Raw genomic sequence first — 21,829 nt, forward strand, 5'->3', positions numbered from 1 at the left:
TCCTATCCAAAGAAACTAACGGAATGAATATGTTTAATTTTTTGTAAGGCTGTCATCAGGCCTTCGACACGCTCATCGACTTCAATAATCATCATGGCTTTTTCACCTTTGGCTTCTCTAGTGACAGTCATAGTTCCAATATTGATTTTTTTATCTGAAAGTAGGCGTGTGACGTCAGCAATCACACCAGGTTTATCTTGGTGAACGGTTAAGTAAGTCGGGGTTGAAAGATCTAAATTAATTTTAAAACCATTCAGCTCAGAGATTTGAACGGAACCACCGCCAATAGAAATTCCCGTACAAGAAAGGGTCCGTTCATTTGATTTAACGACGACTTTGACTGTATTGGGATGGTCTGCCTTTTCTTTTTTAGGGATAAAAGAAACGGCCATTCCTTTTTCGTGCGCTATTTTTAAGGAATCTTGCAGACGTTCATCATCAGGCTCCATTCCAAGTAGTCCACCAACTAGAGCTAAGTCGGTACCATGTCCCCGATAAGTTTTTGCAAAAGATTCATAAAGATAGAGATCGACTTTCTCCGGTTGTTCGCCAAAAATACTACGGACAATTTTACCAATGCGTGCCGCACCAGCGGTATGAGAGCTACTCGGTCCAATCATGATAGGACCGATAATATCAAAGACACTCTTATATTGAGCCATTTTTAAAGCCTCCTTTAAGTTCTGTTTCTTCATCGCTGTCATTTTATCATATAAAGGGAAAAGAAAGGATGAAAAAGAAATTAAATTTTAAAAATTAAGGGAATTAAAAGAGAGCGCAACAGAAAAAAAATAGATATGTTAAAATATAAGAGAACATAAATCGTATATTAAAGATAGGAAGTAAGTTATTATGAAAGCAGAAATTATTGCGATAGGTACAGAAATTTTACTGGGTCAAATTGTCAATACGAATGCAGCCTACATCTCCCAAAAATTAGCTGATTTGGGAATGGATATGTATTATCAACAAGTAGTAGGAGACAATCAGCAACGATTATTAGAAGTTTTAGAGCAAGCTCGACAAAGGAGTGATTTAATCATACTTTGTGGTGGACTAGGGCCGACAGAAGATGATATAACAAAACAAACTGTGGCAAAATTTTTAGGTGAACCCTTGATTTACGATGAAATAGCCTTAAAAAAGGTTCTTGATTTTTTTGAGAAGTCCAAACGAGAAATGTCTGAAAATAATCGCCAACAAGCTTTGATGATTGAAAATGGCCAAGCGATTCAGAATCCATTAGGGCTTGCATGTGGTTGCTTTTATCAAACAAAATCGACAAGTTATCTATTGTTACCGGGTCCGCCGAGTGAACTGAAAGGAATGATGTGTGAGCAGGCAGTTCCCTTACTCAAAAAACATTTTTCACAAGATCATAAGTTGGTTTCTCGTTATTTGCGTTTTATCGGAATTGGTGAATCTAAGTTGGATGAAGAACTAAAAGAGATTTTAAAAGGTCAGACGAATCCGACCGTAGCACCTTATGCTAAATCTAATGAAGTAATGTTACGCGTGACGGCGAGTGGAGATACTGATGAAGATTGCCATAAGTTGTTGGATGAAATGGAAAACAAGATAAACGAGCTAGTGGGTGACTATTTTTATGCTTATGGTGAGGAAACGAGTTTAGAAGAAGTTGTCATCCAACAGTTAATAAAAAAAGGTCAGACGCTATCAATTATAGAAGGAATGACGGGTGGCGAAGCTCAAAAACGATTAGCTCAAGTGTCAGGGAGTGAACAAGTTTTTTATGGAGGTGTGACCGTTTATCAAGCTGAGAGTTATCAAAATTTATTAGGCCTATCAGTAAAAGAATTGAAAGAAAATGGTGAAATTAGTTTAATGACTGCAAAAAAAATGGCGAAAGCAGGGCAAACTCTTTTTAAAACGGATTATACGTTAGCTCTTGTTGGCAATGCAGGTCCAGAAAAAAAAGAAGGTCAAGAAGTTGGGACTATTATATTAGTTTTAATGACGCCAGCTGGAGAAAAACATGATGAGTTTATTATTAGTCGAAGTCCCGGCTATATCCGCGACGGCGCAGTTAAACACGGTTTAAATTTATTAAGAAAAATGTTGTAGACCGAATATTTGTTCGTGTTTTTCTTGCTTTTTTAAAATAAAGCAAGTATGATAGAAAAAGCAGAGAGAGAAAATAAAAGGAGGCTCCTTTAATGTCCGATAATAGAAAAATAGCGCTAGATACCGCTTTGAAAAAAATAGAAAAAGATTTTGGTAAAGGATCAATTATGAAGTTAGGTGAAAAAGTTGATACTCGAATTTCAACAGTTTCGACTGGCTCGTTAGCTTTGGATTCAGCACTGGGTGTGGGTGGTTATCCTCGAGGAAGAATCGTGGAAGTTTATGGACCTGAAAGTTCAGGTAAAACTACTGTGGCTCTTCATGCCATTGCTGCCGTTCAAAAAGAGGGTGGCACAGCAGCTTTTATTGATGCTGAACATGCTCTAGACCCTAAATACGCTCAAGCTTTAGGTGTTGATATTGATGAATTATTACTTTCACAGCCTGATACTGGTGAGCAAGGTTTAAGTATTGCTGAAGCCCTTGTTTCCAGTGGTGCGATTGATATTGTTGTTATTGATTCAGTGGCAGCACTCGTTCCAAGAGCGGAAATTGATGGTGAGATGGGAGATTCACATGTTGGGTTACAAGCTCGTCTGATGTCTCAAGCTTTGAGAAAATTATCTGGAACAATCAATAAAACAAAAACAATTGCCCTTTTTATTAACCAAATTCGTGAAAAAGTGGGTGTCATGTTTGGTAACCCAGAGATTACACCTGGTGGACGTGCTTTGAAATTCTATGCAACGATTCGGATTGAAGTTCGTCGTGCGGAACAACTAAAAATCGGGACCGACATTATTGGAAACCGTACTAAGATAAAAGTGGTTAAAAATAAAGTTGCGCCACCTTTCAAAGTTGCTGAAGTCGATATTATGTATGGTTTTGGTATTTCCCAAGAAGGCGAATTGTTAGATATGGCATCAGACAAAGATATTATCGACAAGAGTGGTTCATGGTATTCTTATCAAGAGGAAAGAATTGGTCAAGGCCGTGAAAATGCTAAGAAATATCTTGTCGAACATACTGAGATGATGGAAGAAATCTATCGAAAAGTTCGTTTAGCTTATGAAATGGATGGTCCAGCTGAAGAAGTTGAAGAAGAAGTTAAAGGAAAAGCTGAAACAAAAGATAAAGTTGAAACAAAAGATAAAGCAAAAAGCAAAGAAAAAAGTAAAGAAAAAAACAAAGAAGACTCACCTTTAAAATTAGATGACAAAAAGATATAGTGCATAATGAGTGGTTTTGTTCAGTCAAACCACTCGTTTTTTATTATAAATGATATGAAATAGTGAAATGTTGATATCTATTGCGTCAAAAGCTAATTATTAAGTTGACACTCCATTCCACAACTATTAGAATATTAAGTGTATGGTTTAGTTTTATACTCATACAATTTTAAAATGGTTAAGTTTTTTTCTTATATTTATTTGTTCACAACTAAATATAAAGATAGTATGGAGGTGTTTTTATTGGTTACATTATCAGCACTGATACTCCTTCCAATAACTATCATCGGATTAATTGTAGGTCTAGCAATCGGCTATTTTATTGCAAAGTCTCGTCATGAGAAAAATATTCTTGATGCGAACCAAACGGCATCGGGAATTTTGAAACAAGCTAAAAAAGAAGCTGAAACTCTCCAAAAAGAGTACTTGTTGGAAGCAAAAGAACAGAATCAAAATTATCGTTTAGAAATCGAAAGTGAGCTGAAGGAAGAAAGAGTAGAAATAAAAAATCAAGAGAACCGTTTGCTACAAAGAGAAACTAACCTTGATCGCAAAGATGACTCTTTAGAAAAGAAAGAACGCTTGCTTGAAGATAAAGAAGAGAAAATTGATTCTAAAAAACAATTGATTGATGAACGAGAAAAAGAAGTGTCGGAGATCATAGAGCAACAAAAAGAAAAGTTAGAGGAAATTGGAGCTCTTACAAAATCCGAGGCAGAAACAATCATCATGGATGAAACCGAAAAAGAATTAGTACATGAGCGTGCCGTTTTGGTGAAAGAAAGTAACCAACGTGCTAAAGAAGAAATTGATCGTAAAGCAAGAAATATGTTGTCACTTGCTATTCAACGCTGTGCTGCCGATCAAGTTTCTGAGTTAACTGTATCCGTTGTTAGTTTACCTAATGATGACATGAAAGGCCGTATCATTGGTCGTGAAGGTCGTAATATTCGTACGTTAGAAACATTAACAGGTATCGATTTAATTATTGACGATACTCCAGAAGCAGTTGTTCTATCAGGTTTCGACCCAATCCGTCGTGAGATTGCACGTATGACCTTAGAAAAATTAATTCAAGATGGTCGTATTCATCCTGCACGAATTGAAGAGATGGTTGAAAAATCTAAGAAAGAAATGGATGAGCGTATTCGTGAATATGGTGAAAACGCAGCGTTTGAAGTTGGTATTCATTCACTTCATCCAGATTTAATTAAGATTTTAGGTCGCCTAAGATTCCGTACGAGTTATGGTCAAAATGTTTTAAATCACTCGATTGAAGTTGCAAAATTATCTGGTGTCTTAGCAGAAGAACTTGGAGAAGATCCAATTCTAGCGAGACGAGCAGGGTTACTTCATGATATTGGTAAAGCATTAGACCACGAAGTAGATGGTTCACATGTTGAAATTGGTACTGAATTAGTAACAAAATATAAAGAAAATAGTGTTGTTATTAATGCAGTTGCTTCTCATCATGGTGATGTAGAAGCTACCTCAGTTATTTCAGTCTTGGTTGCAGCCGCGGATGCATTGTCAGCAGCTAGACCAGGCGCTCGTAGTGAGTCGTTAGAAAATTATATTAAGCGTTTAGAACGCTTAGAAACAATAGCAAATGATTTCCCAGGAGTCGAAACAAGTTATGCTATTCAAGCGGGTCGTGAAATTCGGGTTCTTGTTAAACCTGAAGAAGTTTCAGATGATGAAGCTATTCTTTTGGTCAGAGATGTTAGAAAACGAATTGAAGATGAACTAGAATATCCTGGACATATTAAAGTTACTGTCGTACGTGAAGTTCGTGCGGTTGATTATGCTAAATAAAGTTTTCTTGAAATAAGGATTTCCTTATTTCAAGAAGCTTTTTTTTTATTCTTAAGTGAAAATAGCTTATACTTAGGAAGAAGATTTTTAGTAGAGGAGGAAGAGCCTTTGAGCTTATATTTAGAGTTTCCAGAATGGCCATTAACCTTTCCTTTTCGCTCATTTGAAAATGAGGGCGAAATTATTGTTGCACCTCATTGGCATAAAGAGATTGAGATTATTTATGTTTTAGAAGGTTCAGTTAATATTGGTTATGATGGTCAATTGGTTCAAGTCCATAAGGGTGAAGTTTTTATTTTTGGAAGTGGTGAATCACATTATTTTTTAGCCTCACCAGGGAGTAATCGTTTAGTTTTTCAATTTAATCTCTCCATTTTTAGAGAAACTTTTTTAAAAGAATACCAAGAGAATGAATTACTTCGTTTATTTGAAGAAGGAGAAAATCATAGTCGTCGTTGGCCATATGAAGTAAGTGACTACTTGGTTGATATCTTACTTCGATTAGCACAGGAAATGGTAGAAAAAAAACAAGGTTACGAGTATGCGATAATTGGCTATTTGAATCAATGGTTGGTTACCTATTATCGCAAAGTTCCGAAAAAAGAAAAAAAAATGCAATTTGGAAATTTTGTTGAAGCCGTTCATCACCAAGAGACGTTAGAGCGCTTGAATGCCATCTTTTCGTATATTGAGAGCCATTATATCGAGGGAGTGACTTTGGAAGAAATCGCGAAGCATATTGGCTTTAGTCCTTATTATTTTTCAAGATTTTTTAAAAAAAATACGGGTCAAACCTTTATGCAGTTTTTAAATGAGTATCGAATTAATCAAGCTAAATATATTTTAGGGCATGAGAAAGTCCCGATGATTGAAGTGGCCGAACGATCAGGATTTAATAGTGTTAAAACATTTCATCATGTTTTTAAAGAGCAAGTTGGTTTATCCCCTTTGAAATATCATAAGACAATAATCGGGAATAATTAACTAAGATTGTAGGAAGAAAACCTTATCAATGTTTTGTAGAATGAATTTAACAAAACAAGTGATGGGGGTTTTTTTATGACATTAAAAATTGGGATTATTGGTTGTGGTGGTATTGCGAATGGTAAACATATGCCAGCGCTAAGTAAATTAGAAGAAGTCGAAATGGTGGCTTTTTGTGATATCGAGAAAGAACGTGCTGAAAAAGCAAAAGAAGAGTATGGTTCAAATGATGCTAAAGTTTATACTGACTATTTAGAATTATTGGCAGATCAAACGATTGATTTAGTCCATGTTTGTACACCGAATAATTCACATGCTGAGATTTCAATTGCAGGTATGGAATCAGGTAAGCACGTGATGTGTGAAAAACCAATGGCAAAAACGAGTGAAGAAGCACGTCAAATGTTAGAAGCTTGTAAAAGAACAGGAAAAAAACTGACTATTGGTTATCAAAATCGTTTTAGAACAGATTCTGAGTATTTACATGAAGTCTGTGCGGATGGAGAACTAGGTGATATTTACCTAGGAAAAGCACATGCGATCCGTCGCCGTGCAGTTCCGACATGGGGTGTTTTTTTAGATGAAGAAGCGCAAGGTGGAGGTCCATTGATTGATATTGGAACGCATGCTTTAGATTTAACTTTATGGATGATGAACAACTATAAACCAAAATATGTTGTAGGAAATACCTATCATCAATTATCAAAAACAAAAAATGCTGCGAATGCTTGGGGACCTTGGGATCCTGAAAAATTTACAGTTGAAGATTCTGCATTTGGTTTTATAACGATGGAAAATGGAGCCACTATTATTTTAGAGTCAAGTTGGGCATTGAATACGTTAAATGTTGGTGAAGCACAAACGGAATTATCAGGAACAAAAGGTGGAGCAGATATGCGTGATGGATTGACAATCAACGGCGAGGACCGGGGCTTACTTTATGAGCGTAAAGTCGAATTAGAAACGGGCGGTGTTGATTTTTATGATGGTGAAGGTTCTGACCCAGCGGTTACTGAAGCTAAATCATGGATTAATGCGATTTTGACGGATACTGATCCAGTCGTTAAGCCAGAAGAAGCCTTAGTCGTCACTGAAATTTTAGAGGCAATTTATAAATCAGCTAAAACAAATCAACCTGTTTTTCTAGATAAATAAGGAGGGATATTAAATGATTAATGTCACAGTTTGGAATGAATATCGTCACGAAAAGACAGATAAAGAAGTTCAATCAGTTTATCCAGAAGGTATTCATAATCAATTAAAAAACTTTCTGAAAGATGATTTTAAAGTCAGGACAGCGACTTTAGATGAAATTGAACATGGTTTGACAGAAGACGTTTTAAATGACACAGATGTCTTATTATGGTGGGGGCATTTAGCGCATCATGAAGTTCAAGATGAGATTGTCAACCGTGTCCATCAACGTGTACTTGAAGGAATGGGCTTAATTGTGTTACATTCGGCACACATGTCCAAAATTTTTATGAAATTAATGGGAACCAGTTGTGATTTGAAATGGCGTGAAGCTAATGAAAAATGCCGTATTTGGAATGTTAATCCAAGCCATCCGATTGTTGAAGGGATTGGCGAATATATTGAACTTGAAAGAGAAGAAATGTATGGTGAACATTTTGATATTCCAGCACCAGATGAATTAATTTTTATTAATTGGTATCAAGGTGGGGAAGTTTTCCGTGGTGGTTGCACTTATCGCCGAGGAAATGGTAAGATTTTTTACTTCCAACCGGGACATGAAACGTATCCTTCTTATTACAATCCACAAGTCCAACGTGTGATTAAAAATGCGGTTCATTGGTGTCATCCAACTGAAAATACTTACCCGACTTATGGAAATCATGAGCCACTTGAAAAATTATAAAAAGGAGTAGAAATAAGATGAAATTAGGCGTATTTACACCATTATATAATAATTTGAATTTTGATGAAATGATTGAAAAAGTAGCTGAAAAAGGGCTAGATATGGTTGAAATTGGAACGGGAGGTTCACCTGGTAGTGCCCACTGTGATGTGGATAAATTACTAGTAAGTAGTGATGCTCGACGAGAATATCAAGCTAAATTAGATGATAAAGGCTTAGGGATTAGTGCCTTTAGTGCCCATCATAATCCAATTTCACCGAAAACTGCTGAAGCAAAAGAAGGCGATGAATTACTACGTAAGACGATCAAGCTAGCTTCATTAATGAATGTTCCAGTTGTGAATGGCTTCTCAGGAATTGCTGGAGGAAATGAAACCGATACGAGTGTTAACTGGCCGGTTTTACCGTGGCCAACCGACTATACAGATATTTATAACTACCAATGGGAGAAAAAACTAATTCCTTATTGGAAAGAAATTAATCAAGAATGTGATACAGCAGGTGTGAAAATCGGAATTGAATTACATGGTGGTTTCTTGTTACATACGCCATATACAATGTTGAAATTACGTGATGCTGCAGGAAAAAATATAGGTTGTAACTTAGACCCATCACATATGTGGTGGCAAGGAATTGATCCAGTGGGTGCTATTAAAATTTTGGGTCGTGAGAATGCGATTCATCATTTCCATGCAAAGGATACTTATTTAGATCAAGAAAATATCAATATGTATGGTCTGACTGATATGCAACCTTATAGCAATGTTCAAACGCGTTCGTGGACTTTCCGTTCGGTAGGCTGTGGTCATAGTATGGAAGAATGGTCAAATATTATCAGTGCTTTACGTTTATACAATTATGACTATGTTTTAAGTATCGAACACGAAGATCCAATTATGTCGATTGAAGAAGGCTTTGGACGTGCGGTGACTAATTTACGTTCTATTATGATTAAAGAGCAACCTTCTGAGATGTGGTGGGCGTAAACAACTTTTAAAATCTGGGGGAAATTAAGAATGAAACAACTCGAAATGCTAGTTATTGGTTTTGGAGGAATGGGTAGTTATCATGCACGTGGATTGATTAAAGAAGCTGAAAATGTCAATGTTTTTGGTGTGTATGATATCGATTCTAAAAAAAGAAGTGCTGCTCAGTCAGAAGGCTTTAACGTTTATGAAACGTTGGAAGAAGCGTTAGCTGATAAAAAAATCGAAGCCGTTTTAATCGCAACACCTAATGATTCACATCATGATTTAGCTGTTACAGCATTAAAGGCAGGCAAACATGTTATGTGTGAGAAGCCAGTTATGATGTCAAGTGATGAACTTGAAAGTGTCTTGGCGGTTGCTGAAAAAGAAAATAAAACATTTATGGTTCATCAAAATCGCCGTTGGGATGATGACTTCTTAATTATTCGTGAGTTATATCAAAATAAATCAATTGGGGATTTATTCCAACTTGAATCACGTGTTCATGGTGCAAATGGAATCCCTGGTGATTGGCGTCATCTAAAAGAACAAGGTGGAGGTATGTTACTTGATTGGGGCGTTCACTTGCTTGACCAAATGCTATTTATGGTCGATAGTCCTGTTAAGAGTGTGGCAGCTGATTTGAGTTTTGTTTTAGGTGATGAAGTCGATGATGGTTTTATAACCTATTTAACCTTTGAAAATGGTGTGCGTGCTTTAATTGAAGTCGGGACTTCTAATTTTGTTAAGCTCCCTCGTTGGTATGCTAAAGGAATTGAAGGAACAGCAATTATTGAAGATTGGGATTTGTCAGGTCGTTTGGTTAAACAGACAGGGGAAATTGACCATCATAATTTAACACCGATTCAAGCTGGACAAGGTTTGACGAAGACGATGGCACCGCCATCAGAAGAGGCGACTACCACCTTACCATTACCTAAAATAACGGCTGATTTTGATGAGATTTATGCTAATTTTTATGATTGTATTCGCAATGGAGCGACTCCAATTGTTAAAAATACAGAAGTAATGACGATTCTGAAACTAATTGAGTCAATCTTCGAAGCACATGAAAAGCAAACCGTTCTCCATTTTTAAAAAATAGAATAAGCTAAAGCACTAAAGTAGAGTATGAAAGCTCTGTTTTAGTGCTTTAATTTATATTCGGATCATTTTATTTTGTATTTCATCATGCAAGTGGAAAACTACTTTAAGGGTATTTTTTTATTTGCGAAACCTCTCACAAAATATGCTACAATGAATAAAAATGAAAAGGTAGGTCACGAGATGAAAGCTATTTTAACGGTTATTGGAATGGATAAAGTTGGGATTGTTGCCAGTGTTAGTCAGTTATTGCAAGAATTAAATATTAATATTTTAGATATCTCTCAAACGATTATGGAAGAAAATTTCACGATGATGATGATGGTCGATATAACAGATTCAACAGTTGATATTGCTGAAGCGCAAACACAATTTAAAAAGCTTGAAAAGAAATTAGGGGTTACTATTCGTTTACAAAGAGAAGACTTATTTCAAGCGATGCATCAATTATAGAGGGGGAATCTAAGGATATGGAAATAAATCAAGTAGTCGAAACGATTAGAATGATTGAGGAAGAAAAATTGGATATTCGGACAGTGACAATGGGAATATCACTTTTAGATTGTATTGATGCAAATGCTGAGAAGGCGTGTGAAAAGATTTATCAAAAGATAAAGACAAAAGCAGGTCGCTTGGTTGAAGTTGTTCAAAAAATTGAAGCAGAGTATGGTATTCCAATTATCAATAAAAGAGTATCTGTTACTCCGATTGCAATTGTTGCAGGAGCGAGTGAGGTTGATGATTATGTAATGTTTGCTGAAGTGTTAGATAAAGTAGCGAAAGAAATCGGTGTTGATTTTGTGGGTGGTTTTTCAGCACTGGTTCAAAAAGGCTATACTAAAGGTGATCATCTCTTGATTCAATCGATACCAGAGGCATTGGCTAAGACTGACCGCGTGTGTGCTTCTGTCAATATCGGTTGTACAAAATCTGGTATTAATATGGATGCAGTTAAAGAGATGGGTGAAATCATTAAAGAAACAGCCAATCAATCTGATATGGGCTGTGCTAAATTAGTTGTATTTGCAAATGCTGTTGAAGATAATCCTTTTATGGCCGGTGCCTTTCATGGAGTAGGTGAAGCCGATTGTGTGATTAACGTTGGTGTCAGTGGTCCTGGAGTCGTTCAAAGAGCCTTAGAAAAAGTCAAAGGTGAATCCTTTGATGTTGTGGCCGAAACGGTTAAGAAAACGGCATTTAAAATCACGCGCATGGGGCAGTTAGTAGGTCAGTTAGCGTCTAAAGAGTTGGATGTTCCTTTTGGAATTGTCGATTTGTCACTAGCCCCAACCCCTGCTGTCGGTGATTCGGTGGGTCATATTTTAGAAGAGATGGGCTTAGAATCAGTAGGTACTCATGGAACAACCGCAGCACTAGCTTTATTAAATGATGCAGTGAAAAAAGGGGGCGTCATGGCTTGTGGTCATGTAGGTGGTTTATCAGGTGCTTTTATTCCTGTATCAGAAGACATTGGGATGATCAATGCAGTTAATAATGGTGCCTTGTCATTGGATAAACTAGAGGCGATGACAGCAATTTGTTCGGTTGGACTAGATATGATTGCCATTCCAGGTGAAACCTCAGCAGCAACGATTTCAGCTATGATTGCTGATGAAGCTGCTATTGGTGTGATTAATAATAAAACAACGGCCGTACGTTTGATTCCAGCTTTTGGTAAAAAAGTAGGTGAAATGGTTGAGTTTGGTGGTTTATTAGGTCGTGCTCCAGTGATGCCAATTAATAAATATGGTTCTTCTGATTTTATCGCACGAGGTGGTCGTATTCCGGCACCGATTCATTCTTTTAAAAACTAAAAAACGGTTATTTAATGAGATAAAGAGGCTGATTCCAAAAGAACAGCCTCTTTATCTCATTATTTTTTTAAAGCTTCTTGAGCTAAAAGATTTAAATAGTTCCAAGGACGATTAAAATGAGGTTGGAAGAAGAAATCTGTGATTGCTAAGTCTTCGACCGTCATTTGATTTTGAATCGCCAAAGAGAGTGTATTGGCCGATTGTGTAATATCGTATTTTGAAATTAATTGTCCGCCAACAATGCGTTTGCTTTCTTTCTCATAAACGAGTTGCATCGTTATTTTTTCAGTTGTTGGCATGAATTCAGGCCGATAGTTATCTTCAAGATAAGCGGCATCGACATCTAAACCTTCAGCACGTGCACTTTCTAAGGTCAGTCCTGTTGATCCAATTTTCCAACCAAAAAGATAAAGACCAGAAGTGCCTTGAGTACCACGATAAGCTAAACGATCTTCTTTTAAGTTAGCGCCGATTAGTAGACCTTGACGAACAGCGTTAGTTGCTAAGGGAATATAGCGATGTGATTGTGTCGGATTATAATGAACGACCGCACTATCTCCAGCTGCAAAAATACTGGGAACGCTTGTTTTCATATACTCATCGACGATAATAGCGCCGTTAGGTAACATCTCAACTTTCCCTTGTAGTAGTTCAGTTGACGGTTTGAAACCAACACACATAATCACCATATCCGCTTCGAAATGCTGAGAAGCAGTAGCTACGACAACGCCATTTGCTGTTTCTTCAATCGTTTGTACATTTTCACCAAGGGCTAAAGTCGCTCCTTTTTCCACAAGTTCTTGTTCTAGAATATCTGTAAATGGTTGGTCAAGGTACTTATTTAAAATTCGATCGACACCATCAATTAAAGTAACATCTTTGCCATTCTCAATAAAAGCTTCTACTAACTCGATACCGATGTAGCCACCACCAACAACGACTATTTTTTTAGCTTCAGCCGAATGTTTGATTATTTCATTTGCCTGATTATAGTTTTTACATAAAAAGACATGTTTAGAATCAATACCAGGAATAGGTGGGACAATTGGCCATGAACCTGTCGTCATAACTAATTTATCGTAAGCTACTGTTTCTTGTTGACCAGTCTTTAAATCTTCAGCAGTTACGGTTTGTTTGACCGTATCAATGGCTATCACATTATGCTCCATTTTTACAGTAGTACCTAGAGAAGTTAACTCCTCAGGATTTGAGTAAAATAACTCTTCAGGGTTTTTAACGACACCGCCAACATAAAGAGCAATACCACACGATAAGAAAGAGATATTATTATTTCGTTCATAGATAGTAATCTCAGCATCTGGATGTTGAGCGACAATTTGTTTAACAGCCGATGTACCTGCATGGGTACACCCAACGACAACAACTTTCATATATTTCAACCTCATTTAATTCAAAGTATCACAAACGAGCATAACCATGTGACCTACGAAAAATATAGCAAAGAGAAGGAGTAGTGACGATTATTATGCTTGTGAATGACGGTCGTTATCTCTAACCAACTTTGTGAAAAAAACTAGAATTATTTAACGTTACTTGTTTTTTTAGTTAAAAAATGAACAGTGAAGACATCAGTTTGTGAAAAAAGAATTTTAAAAACCCTCCGATAAAAAAGCGGAGGATTAATTTATTTAAAAAGTAGTGACTTGATAAATGGTTTGAAAAACTTTTTCTTCACTGTTTTTGAGGTCAATCGAGCCCCATTCCGGATGGTTTACGATATCAGGAAGTTCTTGAGTTTCAAGTGCAATTCCAGCTTGAGAATGCATGTTGTCACCAAAAGTCATGGGTAAATCTAAATCGAGTCCAGTAGCTGTAAAGACAACAACTGCTTGACGATTTCCAGAGATGGTAACTCTTCGTCCACTTTCTTGTTCGGATAAAATAATTTGAGGACTTTTATCGTCTAACCAAAAAGCATCATCAATTCCAGCAGGGATCTTGATGAGAGCCTCCTTTAAAGAGTTTCCTTTTGAAAAATCATAAGGTGTACCGGCAACTGGTAAGACTTGGCCAGTTGGGATTAGCTCTGTATCTGTTTCTAATAATTTGCGAGCATTGATTTGTAAAATATGTGAGGTAATGTCCCGTTTTGCATTGCCTGATAAATTAAAGTAAACATGGTTTGTCGGATTAACGATAGTATCCTGATCAGAGATGCAATGTGTCGTCATGATAATCGCATCTGTCGTTAATTCGTAAGTATTACTTATTTTAATTGGACCAGGATAACCAGAGCTAGTATCAATCAGCTTGAAAGTGACAGAGATACTTTTTTCGTGTTCTTCAACTTGATAATCCCAAAATTGGTTCCACCATCCTTTTGAACCGCCATGTAAATGATTTTGACCATTATTCAGTTCAAATTGATGTTCTTTCCATTGCCCTTTTTTTATACGACCAGCAACAGGGCCAACAAGGGCACCAAATTGAGCTGGATCGTCTAAGAGATATTTGGGTTGAATGCTTAGAAAAATATTTTCGGAAAGACCATTTTTATCAGGCGCGAAAAATTCATACATTCGAGCGCCGAAATTTAGAAAAGTCGCTTTTAGTGTTCCATTTTCTAAAGTAATAAAATCAATATTAGTTGCTGGATCTTTTTTGATTGAATACTTAATCATGTTACTCACTCCAAGTCGTTTTAAGAAAAGCGTAGGTCAATTGATCTGTTTTGTCAACTAAGATAATGTCACTACCTAAATCAGTTGCCTGACCAACACCAATCGGAAAAGCACCACTTGCTTTAATTGCTGCTATCCCAGCTTGAGAATCTTCGATACCAATACATTCATCATCTTTTAAACCTAAAGCTTTAGCGGCAGCAATGAAGATATCAGGAGCTGGTTTACCAGCAGGGACAGAAGCGGGATCAACAATCGCATCAAAGTAATCACTAATTTGCATTTTATCTAAAAGCATAGGCCCGTTTTTACTTGCAGAAGCAAGGGCTATTTTGATATTATTCTCTTTCAATTCTTTTAGTAAGTTTAAAATACCAGGGAAGATATCTTTGCCAGAAAAACTTTGAATCATCTCAATATAATTTTCGTTTTTTTCTTTAGCCAGTCTGGTAAATTCTTCTGTTGAAATAGACTCTGTTTGTTTGCCATGTTCTAAAATAAGACGTAAAGAATCCTCACGACTAACACCTTTAAGTTTTTCGTTAAACTCTCTATCCATGTCAATTCCTAAGTCATTTGCCAGTTTTTTCCATGCGTGGTAATGATATTCCGCAGTATCCGTAATGACACCATCTAAATCAAATAAAACACCTTTAAACATTCTAATCATCCTTCCTTTGGAAAAAAACTGTATCAAACGAGGAGAGTCTGACACAGTTCTTTTGCTTTTAAATTAAATCAATTTATTTTTTTAAGGGAACTGTTATTTTTGTTTCTAATGAATAAGCTTGGTTGTAAATTGTTATTTCTAAAGGCTGCCCTTCTAGTAAGCGTACTGTGACATCATTATTAATCGTAATATGGAGTAAACGACCGCGATAAGTAATATGGAAAGCATATTTATCCCACTGAGAAGGTAGGAAAGGAGCAAAGCTTAAACTTTCATCAAAGGTTTTCATTTGTGCGAAACCTTGGACGATAGCTAACCAGCTACCAGTCATTGACGTGATATGTAAGCCATCTTCTGTATCATTGTTGTAATTATCTAGATCCAAACGTGCGGTTCTTTGATACATTTCAACTGCTTTTTCTTCTAAGCCTAATTCAGCTGCTAAAATTGAATGGATACATGGTGAAAGCGAAGATTCGTGAACCGTCATTGGCTCATAGAAATCAAAGTTGCGGCGTTTTTCTTCTATTGAAAATTGATTGTTAAAGAAATAAATTCCTTGTAAGACATCTGCTTGTTTGATAAAACATGAACGTAAGATATGATCCCAAGACCAATTTTGATTTAAAGGCACATCCTCAGCTGCTAAATCAGTGACAGGCATCAATTCTTTGTCTAAGAAAGTATCATGTTGAACAAAAACACCGAGTTCTTCATCTGTTGGGTAATACATATTTGCGATGATTTCTTCCCATTTTTCTGCTTCTTTAGTTTCAATTTTGACAGTTGTAACGTCCTCAAAAGAACGGTAAGCTTCCAAAGTATATTTTAGAACCCAGGTAGCAATTAGATTCGTGTACCAGTTATTATTGACATTGTTTTCATATTCATTTGGACCGGTTACACCATGAATCATGTATTTTTGATTCCGTTTAGAATAATGAACACGATCAGCCCAAAAACGAGCAATTTCAACTAAAACTTCTAACCCTTCCGTTTGTAAGTATTCAGTATCACCAGTATAATTGGTATAATTATAAATCGCATAAGCAATCGCACCATTCCGATGGATTTCTTCAAAGGTAATTTCCCATTCGTTATGACACTCAACGCCAGTAAAGGTCACCATCGGGTAAAGGGCACCTTTCAAACCTTGTTGACGTGCGTTATGTTGTGCTTGTGGTAATTGATTGTGACGATATTTTAAGAGGTTTTTAGTGACACTAGGATCTGCTAAAGCCAAATATAAAGGAACAGCATAAGCTTCGGTATCCCAATAAGTAGCACCCCCATATTTTTCACCGGTAAATCCTTTCGGACCAATGTTTAAACGTTCATCTTCACCATAATAAGTTGAAAATAATTGGAAAAGGTTAAAACGAATCCCTTGTTGTGCTTCGGCGTCACCTTCAATCACAACGTCGGATAGTTCCCAGCGTTTTTTCCATTCAGCCTGATGATTTTCTTTCTGAGTAGTGATTGGTGTTGCATTGATTGTTTCCATTAGTTTTTCTGCTGTTTTGACTTGTTCTGTCTCAGGAATATCACGACTAGTAATAATAATTACTTTTTTAGTTAGTTCTAATGTGTCACCTTTAGTTAGTTCATAAGCAAAAGTTTCACTTGCTAGAAGAGGTTCAAATGTTTGTTCAGCTTGACTTTTGATGGTTGCTTCATGAGACATCATTGCTGTAATTGAGAACTGTTCAATATCGAAATTATTAGGAATGGTTTGTGTGGTTACAAAAGCATAGCCTTGAGCAGAGGTTCCAATTTGGCGCTCATTCCAAAACATTTCTTCATAATTACTATCTTCATTTTGAACATTATTATCTAATTTAGAGACAACTTTAACAGTGGCATCGCCTTCTAAAAGAGTGATTTTAAGTTCAATCACACCTAATTCTTTAGTCACGATACTTAAAAAACGCTCAAAAGAAATTTCAGCAGTGACTTGACCTAACTTAACCGTGAAGCGACGAGATAAAAGCCCGTGTTGCATATCAAGTGCTTGATAAAAGTTTTCTACAGGAAGCGTCGCTAAATCAATTTTTGTCTCATTAATGTAAAGATCCATTGCAATAAAGTTGATTGAATTAATGACTTTTCCAAAATAGTCAGGATAGCCATTTTTCCACCAACCGACACGAGTTTTATCAGGATACCAAATACCAGCTAAGTAAGATCCTTGATGATGATCTTTACTAAAACCTTCTTCAAAATTACCACGCATGCCCATATAACCGTTACCGATACTGGTTAATGATTCTTGTAGGCGAATATCATCTAGATGAAGTTGATCTGTGCTTAAAATCCAGGGATCTGTGTTGAATAATCTTTTTAAATGTTTCACTTTATAATTCCTCCTTAAACTCTTTTCGTTTTCATCATAAACGCAAACGTTTGCGAAAGCAATAGTTAAACGATAAAATAGAAAAGATGTTACTGGTAACAATTTATAGAAGATGGAGAAAGGTTGTTTACAACTTTAAAAATAGGGAATATACTGTTTAATGCAACCGATTGCGTTAAGAAGTAATCGGAATATACGAAGAAGGTGAAATAATGAAAAAGATATTTAGTTTTGAATTTTGGCAGAAGTTCGGTAAAGCATTAATGGTAGTTGTTGCCGTAATGCCAGCAGCAGGGTTGATGATTAGTATTGGAAAAACAATCCCGTTAATTAGTCCCGAGCTAGCTCCGTTAGTGACGACTGGTGGTGTAATAGAAAATATTGGTTGGGCAATTATTAGTAATTTACATATTCTTTTTGCATTAGCTATTGGTGGGAGTTGGGCGAAGGAACGTGCAGGAGGAGCATTTGCTGCAGGTATTTCCTTTATTTTAATCAACCGTATCACCGGAGCGATTTTCGGAGTTACGAATGAAATGTTATTGGATGAAAAAGCTTTTACTCATACGCTATTTGGTACGAAAATCATGATTAAAGGTTTTTTTACGAGTGTTTTAGAAGCACCAGCGCTAAATATGGGAGTGTTTGTAGGGATTATCGCAGGTTTTGTTGGTGCAATGGCTTATAATAAATATTATAATTATCGTAAGTTACCAGATGCGTTATCTTTTTTTAATGGAAAACGTTTTGTTCCTTTCGTTGTGATTTTATGGTCTGTGATTATTTCGTTGATATTGGCAGTCGTTTGGCCAACAATCCAAGCAAGTATTAATAATTTCGGATTATGGATTGCTCAATCACAAGATAGTGCGCCGATTTTAGCGCCTTTCTTATATGGAACTTTGGAACGCTTGTTACTTCCCTTTGGTTTACATCATATGTTAACGATACCAATAAATTATACTCAACTGGGTGGGACCTATGAAATACTATCGGGAGTGAACGCAGGAACCTTTGTTTATGGCCAAGATCCATTATGGTTGGCTTGGGCAACAGATTTGGTTAACTTATATGATCCAAGTAATATGGAACAATATAACTATGTTTTAAATCATTGGACGCCAGCACGTTTTAAAGTAGGGCAAATGATTGGCGCCACTGGTATTTTAATGGGCTTGACTTTGGCTATGTATCGTAATGTTGATGCAGATAAACGTCATCAATACAAATCAATGTATGTCTCTGCGGCATTAGCTGTCTTTTTAACAGGGGTGACTGAGCCTTTAGAATTTATGTTTATGTTTGCGGCTGTGCCGTTGTATGTCGTTTATGCGCTCTTGCAAGGAACGGCATTTGCTATGGCTGACATTATTAATTTAAGACTCCATTCATTTGGAAATATTGAACTCTTAACACGTGTTCCGATTGCCTTAAAAGCAGGATTAGGTCGGGATTTAATTAATTTTATTGTCGTTGTTATTATCTATGGTGTGCTGACTTACTTCTTATCAAGTTTCTTGATTAAGAAATTTAATTATGCGACACCGGGCCGAAATGGTAACTATGATGGTGCAGATACTGGTGAAACAAAGACGATGGTTAAAGCCGGTGAGCTTGATCCGCAAATTGTTTCAATTATCAATTTATTAGGTGGTAAACAAAATATTGTTGACGTGGATGCCTGTATGACACGATTGCGTGTGACTGTTCGTGACAGAAATCTAGTGGGGAATGAAGTTGCTTGGAAGCAAGCTGGAGCAATGGGCTTAATTATGAAAGATAATGGCGTTCAAGCGGTTTACGGACCTAAAGCAGATGTGATAAAATCGGATATTCAAGATTTATTAGATTCGGGAACAGAAATACCAGAAACGACAGTTGTTCAACCAATACCCGAAGCAGAACTTGAAACAACAAAGAGAAATCAAACAGCAGATTTAGTCGCTGTGGCTACAGGAGATGTGATTCCTTTAGAAAAAGTTGACGATCAAGTCTTCTCACAAAAAATGTTAGGTGATGGATTTGCGGTTAATCCAACAGCCAATGATGTTGTGGCACCAATGAGCGGGACAGTTGTTACGATTTTCCCAACAAAACATGCGATTGGTTTGAAAACAGTGGATGGCTTAGAAATTCTAATTCACATGGGAATTGATACAGTTGAATTAAAAGAAACTGCTTTCGATATAAGAGTGAAAGAAGGCCAAGAGGTGATACAAGGAGAGGTGTTAGCAACCTGTGATTGGGGAAAAGTTAAAGCAGAAGGCAAAGGTACATCAATCATTGTAGTATTCACAAATAGTGATAGAATAGATAAAGTTAACTTAATTAAATTAGGGCAACAAGTTGAGAAAAAAGTCATTGGTAATGTTCAATATTAAAGTCAAGAAAGAGGAGTCAAACACAAAATGAAATGTTTAACCTTAAATACTCACAGTTGGATGGAGGAGGCTCCTCTAGAAAAATTAGAGAACGTGGCTCAGTTTATTTTGTCACAAGATTTTGATTGGATTGCTTTGCAAGAGGTGAACCAATCTCTTGAAGCTGAAGATGTGATACCTGATGATTTTTACTGTGCTTCAAAGCAAGAAAATCTAGCCATTAAGGTCGATAATTTTGTTTTAATGTTAGCAGAGCGCTTGCAAGAGTTGGGTCGTGATTACTATTGGAGTTGGACTTGCAGTCACATAGGCTACGAGCGTTTTCATGAAGGAGTTGCTTTACTATCTAAGACCCCTTTTATTGCTTCGAGTTTACTTGTTTCACCGATGGATGAAAAGAAGGATTATCATACACGGAAACAAATTCAAGCAATTGGAACATTAGCAGATGGTCAGGTTTATCGAGTGTTAAGTTGTCATTACTCTTGGTGGACAGGCGAAGAAGATACTGGCTTTCAATATGAATGGCAACAAACTTTGGCAGGATTTAAAGAGGAAATCCCAACCTTGTTGATGGGGGACTTTAATGCCCCGAGTTATCTTGAAAAGGAAAGTTTTACTTTAATGCAAAAGCATTTTACAGATAGTTATGCGATAGCTCAAGAACGCAAAGGAGAGATGACTGTTGGTAAAATAATTGATGGTTGGCACGATAAAGAAGCGCATGAAGCGATGCGTTTGGATTATATTTTAGTTCCAGAAACAAGCGAAGTCGCTCTATCTGCGGTCGTTTTAGATGGAATTAATGGTCCGATTGTGAGTGATCATTTTGGCTTAATGATTGATCTGAAGATTTAAATAGGTGGTTACATGGAAGGGAAAGAAAAAGGATGAGTGTTACAATTAAGGATGTTGCAAAAGAAGTTGGTGTTGCGCCGTCGACTGTTTCTAGAACATTGCAAGATCACCCTAGTATTTCAAAAGAAACGAAGGAACGAGTTCGTAAAGCGATGGCTCGTTTAGGTTATGTTCCGAATATTGCGGCACAAAATCTAGCTAAAAACTTTGCCAATACGGTTGGTGTGATTTTACCGGTAATGGATTCTAAAGAACGTCAAAGTAATCCTTTTTATCTTGAAGTGATGAGTGCAATGAATGAAGAGGCTCGGAAGCAAAAAGTAACAGTTGCAATGGCTTCGGGGAGTACGCAGGAGGAATTACTAGAGAGTGTTGAATTAATGTATCGTCAGAAAAGGGTGGATGGTTTTGTCTTATTGTATGTGAAGGAAAAAGATCCAGTTTTGGATTATTTGGTTCAAATGAAGGTTCCTTTTACAATTATTGGTAATGCTTATAAATATAGTAATGAGGCAAGTTGTGTCGATAATGATAATCAATTATTAGGTTATACAGCAACCAGACATTTGATTGAAAAAGGACATCAACAAATTATCTTTGTCACCAATAATCGTCAAGAGAATTTTGTTGTCGAACGCTTTGAGGGCTATTTAAAAGCGCTGAAAGAATTTGATTTACCACAACATCCAGAAATCACCTTAATTGCAACGACGGATTATAGTGAATTTAGTACTTTAATGACCGACTTAAAACCAACGGCTTGTTTAGCTATTGATGATATGTTTGCTTTGCGTTTGATTCAAATGTTGAATTATTTAGGCTATCAAGTACCCGATGATTTATCACTCATTAGTTTTAACTCATCCATATTTACGACACTCATCCATCCCTACATTACGTCATTAGATATTAATACACAGTTACTGGGGAAAACAGCGATTGAAGAATTTTTAATCCAATTGAAAGCACCGGATGCTATTAAAAAACGCGTGATTATCCCTCATAAATTAATCGAACAAGAAACAGTTATTTGTCATCAAACTTAAA

Annotated in this window: 18 protein-coding genes; 13 read left to right on the plus strand and 5 right to left on the minus strand. The window is 36.5% G+C overall.

Annotated elements, in window-relative coordinates; genetic code table 11:
- Positions 1-2 precede the first annotated feature (2 nt).
- Positions 3-662, minus strand: coding sequence for an L-serine ammonia-lyase, iron-sulfur-dependent subunit beta (gene sdaAB / locus ACTJFD_RS03605; protein ID WP_442259730.1), 660 nt, complete (start codon positions 660-662; stop codon positions 3-5).
- A gap of 190 nt (positions 663-852) precedes the next feature.
- Here sdaAB and ACTJFD_RS03610 point away from each other — a divergent pair, with 190 nt between their 5' ends.
- From ACTJFD_RS03610 to ACTJFD_RS03655, 10 genes are all read left to right on the plus strand, one after another.
- Positions 853-2,085 carry a competence/damage-inducible protein A gene (locus tag ACTJFD_RS03610; RefSeq protein ID WP_442259731.1) on the plus strand — a complete coding sequence of 411 codons (1,233 nt, stop codon included), beginning with the start codon at positions 853-855 and terminating at the stop codon, positions 2,083-2,085.
- 92 nt (positions 2,086-2,177) lie between these two features.
- On the plus strand, positions 2,178-3,314 hold the full coding sequence (recA, locus tag ACTJFD_RS03615) for a recombinase RecA (RefSeq protein WP_442259732.1): 1,137 nt from the start codon (positions 2,178-2,180) through the stop codon (positions 3,312-3,314).
- 261 nt (positions 3,315-3,575) lie between these two features.
- The gene (gene rny / locus ACTJFD_RS03620) at positions 3,576-5,129 is read left to right on the plus strand and encodes a ribonuclease Y (RefSeq protein WP_442259785.1); all 1,554 of its coding nucleotides are present in this window, start codon (positions 3,576-3,578) and stop codon (positions 5,127-5,129) included.
- Positions 5,130-5,237: 108 nt separating this feature from the next.
- Positions 5,238-6,113, plus strand: coding sequence for an AraC family transcriptional regulator (locus ACTJFD_RS03625; RefSeq protein ID WP_442259733.1), 876 nt, complete (start codon positions 5,238-5,240; stop codon positions 6,111-6,113).
- A gap of 75 nt (positions 6,114-6,188) precedes the next feature.
- Entirely contained in the window at positions 6,189-7,268 is a 1,080-nt protein-coding gene (locus ACTJFD_RS03630; protein WP_442259734.1) for a Gfo/Idh/MocA family protein, read from the plus strand.
- A gap of 13 nt (positions 7,269-7,281) precedes the next feature.
- Complete coding sequence (locus ACTJFD_RS03635; protein WP_442259735.1) at positions 7,282-7,992, plus strand: ThuA domain-containing protein; 711 nt, start codon at positions 7,282-7,284, stop codon at positions 7,990-7,992.
- Positions 7,993-8,009: 17 nt separating this feature from the next.
- Entirely contained in the window at positions 8,010-8,978 is a 969-nt protein-coding gene (locus tag ACTJFD_RS03640) for a sugar phosphate isomerase/epimerase family protein (RefSeq protein WP_442259736.1), read from the plus strand.
- Positions 8,979-9,008: 30 nt separating this feature from the next.
- Positions 9,009-10,058 (plus strand): Gfo/Idh/MocA family protein, encoded by a 1,050-nt coding sequence (locus ACTJFD_RS03645; protein WP_442259737.1) that lies wholly within the window; start codon positions 9,009-9,011, stop codon positions 10,056-10,058.
- 189 nt (positions 10,059-10,247) lie between these two features.
- Complete coding sequence (locus ACTJFD_RS03650; protein WP_442259738.1) at positions 10,248-10,517, plus strand: ACT domain-containing protein; 270 nt, start codon at positions 10,248-10,250, stop codon at positions 10,515-10,517.
- Positions 10,518-10,534: 17 nt separating this feature from the next.
- Positions 10,535-11,878, plus strand: a complete 1,344-nt coding sequence (locus ACTJFD_RS03655) for a PFL family protein (RefSeq protein WP_442259739.1) — start codon at positions 10,535-10,537, stop codon at positions 11,876-11,878.
- Between the two features lie 59 nt (positions 11,879-11,937).
- Here the strand turns inward: ACTJFD_RS03655 and ACTJFD_RS03660 are convergent, their stop codons facing one another.
- From ACTJFD_RS03660 to ACTJFD_RS03675, 4 genes are all read right to left on the minus strand, one after another.
- Positions 11,938-13,269 carry an FAD-dependent oxidoreductase gene (locus ACTJFD_RS03660; protein ID WP_442259740.1) on the minus strand — a complete coding sequence of 444 codons (1,332 nt, stop codon included), beginning with the start codon at positions 13,267-13,269 and terminating at the stop codon, positions 11,938-11,940.
- Between the two features lie 258 nt (positions 13,270-13,527).
- On the minus strand, positions 13,528-14,520 hold the full coding sequence (locus tag ACTJFD_RS03665) for an aldose epimerase family protein (protein ID WP_442259741.1): 993 nt from the start codon (positions 14,518-14,520) through the stop codon (positions 13,528-13,530).
- Between the two features lies 1 nt (position 14,521).
- Positions 14,522-15,181, minus strand: coding sequence for a beta-phosphoglucomutase (pgmB, locus tag ACTJFD_RS03670; RefSeq protein ID WP_442259742.1), 660 nt, complete (start codon positions 15,179-15,181; stop codon positions 14,522-14,524).
- 82 nt (positions 15,182-15,263) lie between these two features.
- Positions 15,264-17,543: a glycoside hydrolase family 65 protein gene (locus tag ACTJFD_RS03675; protein ID WP_442259743.1), complete on the minus strand. Its 2,280-nt coding sequence runs from the start codon at positions 17,541-17,543 to the stop codon at positions 15,264-15,266.
- Positions 17,544-17,755: 212 nt separating this feature from the next.
- Between ACTJFD_RS03675 and ACTJFD_RS03680 the strand changes: the two genes are divergently transcribed.
- From ACTJFD_RS03680 to ACTJFD_RS03690, 3 genes are read left to right on the plus strand one after another with little or no spacing between them, the layout of a single operon-like run.
- A complete protein-coding gene (locus ACTJFD_RS03680) occupies positions 17,756-19,924 on the plus strand; it encodes a PTS transporter subunit IIBC (RefSeq protein WP_442259744.1) in 2,169 nt (722 codons plus the stop codon).
- 27 nt (positions 19,925-19,951) lie between these two features.
- On the plus strand, positions 19,952-20,782 hold the full coding sequence (locus ACTJFD_RS03685) for an endonuclease/exonuclease/phosphatase family protein (RefSeq protein ID WP_442259745.1): 831 nt from the start codon (positions 19,952-19,954) through the stop codon (positions 20,780-20,782).
- A 32-nt stretch (positions 20,783-20,814) separates the two neighbouring features.
- Positions 20,815-21,828: a LacI family DNA-binding transcriptional regulator gene (locus tag ACTJFD_RS03690; RefSeq protein WP_442259746.1), complete on the plus strand. Its 1,014-nt coding sequence runs from the start codon at positions 20,815-20,817 to the stop codon at positions 21,826-21,828.
- The last annotated feature ends 1 nt before the right edge of the window (position 21,829 follow it).

The sequence above is a fragment of the Vagococcus sp. genome, assembly GCF_052102835.1.
GTDB lineage: Bacteria > Bacillota > Bacilli > Lactobacillales > Vagococcaceae > Vagococcus.